Genomic DNA, 4,386 nt, shown 5'->3' on the forward strand with positions numbered 1-4,386 from the left:
GGGCGTGGCGGCGGCATAGCGGGCGCGCAGGTCGGCGGCGGCCGGCATTTTGAGCGCGAAGGCTTCGGCGGTGGTGAGCAGCGGCAAAGTGCGGCCCGGATCGGCATGGCCGCTGGCTGTGACCATGGCGTCCACCCTGTCGCGGCCAAGCGCCAGGAGCAACGTGTCGGCGGCACTGTTGTCGCTTTCGGCGATCATCGCGGTGGCGAGGCTGTGCAGCGTCATCGGCGCGGCGTCAGGCCAGCGCATCAGACGGCCGGAGAAGCTTTTGGGGCCGAGCGGGATGACGTCGCTCCAGCGGCGTTCCCCAGCTGCGGTGGCGCGCGCGAGTTCGGCGAGGATATAGAGTTTGAAGCTGGAGCCGGTCGCCATCTGCATCATGGCGTTGCGGGCGCGGACCAACTGCGGGCCTGCGTTGGTCAGCCGGGCGATGGCGATGGCGCTCTGACCGGGCAGCGCGGCGAGGTCGGTCATGACTTTGTCGAGGCTGTCGTCCCTCGTGCGGGCGCCGACGATGTGCAGGCCGATGACGCGGGCGGGCGGTTGGGGTGCGACGACCAGGGTGAAGCCGACCGTCGCGCGCTCGTACCGGATTTCGACCTGGCCGGCGGTGGCGCTTTCGGTGCGGACCGCGCCCAGCGCCACCGGCTTGCCATGCTGGGCGCGCAGATCGGCAGCAGTGGCGCGCCACTGATCCACCGGCACGGCGTCAAGGAAGAGCGGGGCGAAGAAATCGGTTTCGTTGCCGGGGGCCGCGAGGATGCGGAGCAGTTGTTGCGCGCGCGCCTGATAGGTGGGGGAGGGGGCGGCGGAGGCCGGCGTCGCCAGGAACATCGTGGCGAAAGCGAGGAGGATGGGCCAGGCGCGCAGGGTCATGGACGCGCGCACCTGGCGGGAATAGCCCTGTTCCCCGTTTCTCGATTGCGCTCGAAACGGCCGGCTGGTGCTGTCATGCGTCGATGGCTTCTTCGTCCACTGCCGCGGCATTTTCCTGGATGAAGGCGAAGCGGTGGGCAGGGTTGGTGCCCATCAGCCGGTCGACCAGATCGCGCACCTGCTGCCTGTCCTCGACATCGTCGGGCAGGGTTATGCGGATGAGGCTGCGCGTCTTGGGGTCCATGGTGGTTTCGCGCAGCTGCATCGGGTTCATTTCGCCCAGTCCCTTGAAGCGGCTGACATCGACCTTCTTGCCTTTGAATTCCTTGGCGAGCAATTGCTCGCGATGCGCGTCGTCCCTGGCATAGAGGCTCTTGCCGCCCGCGGTGAGGCGATAGAGCGGCGGCTGGGCAAGGTAGAGATGGCCGCGCCGCACCAGTTCAGGCATTTCCTGGAAGAAGAAGGTCATCAACAGGGTGGCGATATGCGCGCCATCGACGTCCGCGTCGGTCATGATGACAACGCGTTCGTAGCGCAGATTGTCCGGATTGCAGTCTTTGCGGATGCCGCAGCCCAGCGCCAGGATCATGTCGGCGATTTCCTGATTGGCGAAAATCTTGGCGGTGTTGGCCGACGCAACGTTCAGGATCTTGCCGCGCAGGGGCAGGATCGCCTGCGTCTTGCGGTCGCGCGCCTGTTTCGCCGAACCACCGGCGCTGTCGCCTTCGACCAGAAAGATTTCAGCGCCTTCCGGGTCGTCGTTCGAACAATCGGTGAGCTTGCCGGGCAGACGCAGCTTACGGCTGTTGGTCGCTGTCTTGCGCTTGACTTCTTTCTCCTGCTTGCGGCGCAGGCGTTCGTCCATGCGGTCGAGCACATAGGCCAGCAGCGCCTTGCCCCTGTCCATATGGTCGGTCAGATAATGGTCGAAATGATCGCGCACGGCGTTTTCAACCAGGCGCGCGGCGTCCGGGCTGGTGAGGCGGTCCTTGGTCTGGCTTTGAAACTGGGGGTCGCGGATGAAGACCGAGAGCATGATTTCCGATGACGTCATGATGTCGTCGGCGGTGATGTCCTTCGCCTTTTTCTGCCCGACCAGATCGCCAAAGGCGCGGATACCCTTGACCAGCGCGGCGCGCAGGCCCGCTTCATGGGTGCCGCCATCGGGCGTGGGGATGGTGTTGCAATACCAGCTGTAGCTGCCGTCCGACCAGAGTGGCCAAGCGACAGCCCATTCGACCCGGCCGGCGTCGCCGGGAAAATCCTGATTGCCCGAAAAGAAGACGCTGGTGGCGCATTCGCGGTCGCCGACCTGTTCCTTGAGATGATCGGCGAGGCCGCCGGGGAACTGGAAGACGGCTTCGGGCGGCGTATCGTCGCTGATGAGTTCGGGCGCGCATTTCCAGCGGATTTCGACCCCAGCGAAGAGATAGGCCTTGGACCGGGCGAGGCGGTAGAGGCGGGCGGGCTTGAATTTCTGTTCGCCGAAGATCGCTGTGTCGGGGGTGAAGGCGACCGATGTGCCGCGCCGGTTGGGCGCGCCGCCGACCTTTTCGAGCGGCCCTTGCGGTAATCCCTGGGAGAAGCTCTGGCGGAACAGTTCCTTGTTGCGGGCGACCTCCACCACGGTGGATGTGGACAGGGCATTGACGACCGAGATGCCGACGCCGTGCAGGCCGCCGGAGGTGGCATAGGCCTTGCCCTCGAACTTGCCGCCCGAATGGAGGGTGGTGAGGATGACCTCCAGCGCCGACTGGTTCGGGAATTTGGGGTGGGGGTCTACCGGGATGCCCCGGCCATTGTCGGTGATGGTGAGCCGGTTGCCCGGTTCCAGCGTCACTTCGATGCGGGTGGCGTGGCCGGCGACCGCCTCGTCCATGCTGTTGTCGAGCACTTCGCTGGCAAGATGGTGCAGCGCGCGTTCGTCCGTGCCGCCGATATACATGCCCGGCCGGCGGCGGACCGGCTCCAGCCCTTCCAGAACCTCGATCGTCGAGGCGTCATAATCGGTGGACGGGACGGGGCTGGCGGCAAACAGGTCATCAGACATGACAGCAAGCTATAGGCAGGCAGGCGGCGCGTGCAAGCGGCACGGCATGGTGCGACGCAGCAACAATATGTTACGATGAGCCGTGAAACTAATTGAGATCATGATCCGTTTGCACCGCGGAACAGGGGACTTGTCCCAGGCGAGGAGATAAATTTCATGAAAATCAAGATGCTGGCGCCGGTTGGCGCAGTGATGGCGCTCGGCCTGTCGGTGCCTGCGATGGCGCAGGACAGCGGAGCGGTGGATTGGACCGGTCCCTATGTTGGCGGATCGTTTGGCTATAATTGGCAGAAGAGCGATGGCGGCGAACATCTGCGGTTCGATACGGATGCCGATGGCGACTATAATGATGTTGTGACAACGACGACCGGCGCCAACGCCTTTTCGCCAGGCACCTGCGGCGGCGCCGCGCGCGGCCCCACGCCTGCATCGGGTTGCAATGACGACAAGGATGCGATCGCCTGGATGGGCCATGTCGGTTATGACATGCAGTTCGGCAGCTTCGTCGCCGGTGTGGTTGCCGAAGCTGGCAAAGCTTATGTCGACGACAAGGTGACAGAATTTTCCACGACTCCCGCCTTCTACACGATGCGCCGCAAAATCGACTGGAACGGCAATCTGCGCGCGCGCCTGGGCTATACGACGCCAAGCGGCATCATGCCCTATATCACTGGTGGTCTGGCCTATGCGAAGGTGAAGAACAATTTCACCACCAGCAACGGCGCCAACAGCTTCACCGAGAACAACCGCAGCGAGGACGGCTGGGGCTGGACCATGGGTGGCGGTGTCGAAGCGAAGGTTTCGGACAATTTCTCGATCGGCGCGCGCTATCTGTGGACCCGCTACAATGTCGATGATTATCGCGTCGATGTGGGTGCCGGCAGCGCGCCCGCGACCAACCCGTTTCTGATCACGCCATCGGGTGGCACCAGCATCAACCGCGGCGACAAGTTTGATACGCAAAGCGTGATGGTGACGACCAGCTTCCGTTTCTAAGGTAAGCTCAAGCAACAAAAAAGGGGCCGGTTCCATGGCGGAACCGGCCCCTTTTTGCGTTAAGTCGTATCAGCGGACGCGCGGGCCGCCAAAGGGCATGGGCGGCGGCGGGCGGCGCGTGCCGCGCGGCAACTGGGCCTGATAGGCGCGGCCGCAATGCTCAACGCAATAGGGGAAGCCGGGATTGACCGCTTCGCCGCAGAAGTGGAAGTCCGGCTCGCCCGGATGGCCCATCGGCCATTTGCAGATCCGCTCAGTGAGGTCGAGCAGGCTGGTCTTGTCGGCGATTTCCGGGCTGGGCTTGGCAGGCACCAGGCGGCGTGGCGGCGCGGGCGGGATCGGCGCCTGCTGATCGCCTGGACCCTGACGCAGGAAGCCGCCAGGACCAACGGAGATGATGCGCGGCTGCGGCGCGGGCGTGGGCGCGTCCGATGCGGCATCGGCTGCCGGCGCAGCAGGCGCGG

At 64.6% G+C, this 4,386-nt stretch carries 4 protein-coding genes; 1 reads left to right on the forward strand and 3 read right to left on the reverse strand.

Features of this window, described 5'->3' with window-relative positions; translation table 11 throughout:
• Positions 1 to 876: serine hydrolase (locus B2V90_RS13820; protein WP_293921753.1), on the reverse strand; the 876-nt coding region annotated here is incomplete at its 3' end.
• Between the two features lie 73 nt (positions 877 to 949).
• Positions 950 to 2,926, reverse strand: coding sequence for a DNA topoisomerase IV subunit B (parE, locus tag B2V90_RS13825; protein WP_228220224.1), 1,977 nt, complete (start codon positions 2,924 to 2,926; stop codon positions 950 to 952).
• Positions 2,927 to 3,082: 156 nt separating this feature from the next.
• Here parE and B2V90_RS13830 point away from each other — a divergent pair, with 156 nt between their 5' ends.
• Complete coding sequence (locus B2V90_RS13830) at positions 3,083 to 3,922, forward strand: outer membrane protein (protein WP_009821541.1); 840 nt, start codon at positions 3,083 to 3,085, stop codon at positions 3,920 to 3,922.
• Positions 3,923 to 3,991: 69 nt separating this feature from the next.
• On the opposite strand, the gene B2V90_RS13835 is transcribed toward B2V90_RS13830, so the two are convergent.
• Positions 3,992 to 4,386 (reverse strand): GcrA family cell cycle regulator (locus B2V90_RS13835; RefSeq protein ID WP_293921756.1); only part of this gene is annotated, 395 nt, incomplete at its 5' end.

Source organism: Sphingobium sp. UBA5915 (assembly GCF_002431195.1).
Taxonomy (GTDB): Bacteria; Pseudomonadota; Alphaproteobacteria; order Sphingomonadales; family Sphingomonadaceae; genus Sphingobium; species Sphingobium soli.

Bases quoted from the DNA above. Each gene is read 5' to 3' on its own strand.
- parE (WP_228220224.1), bottom strand. From the start codon at position 2,926: ATGTCTGATGACCTGTTTGCCGCCAGCCCCGTCCCGTCCACCGATTAT.
- B2V90_RS13830 (WP_009821541.1), top strand. From the start codon at position 3,083: ATGAAAATCAAGATGCTGGCGCCGGTTGGCGCAGTGATGGCGCTCGGC.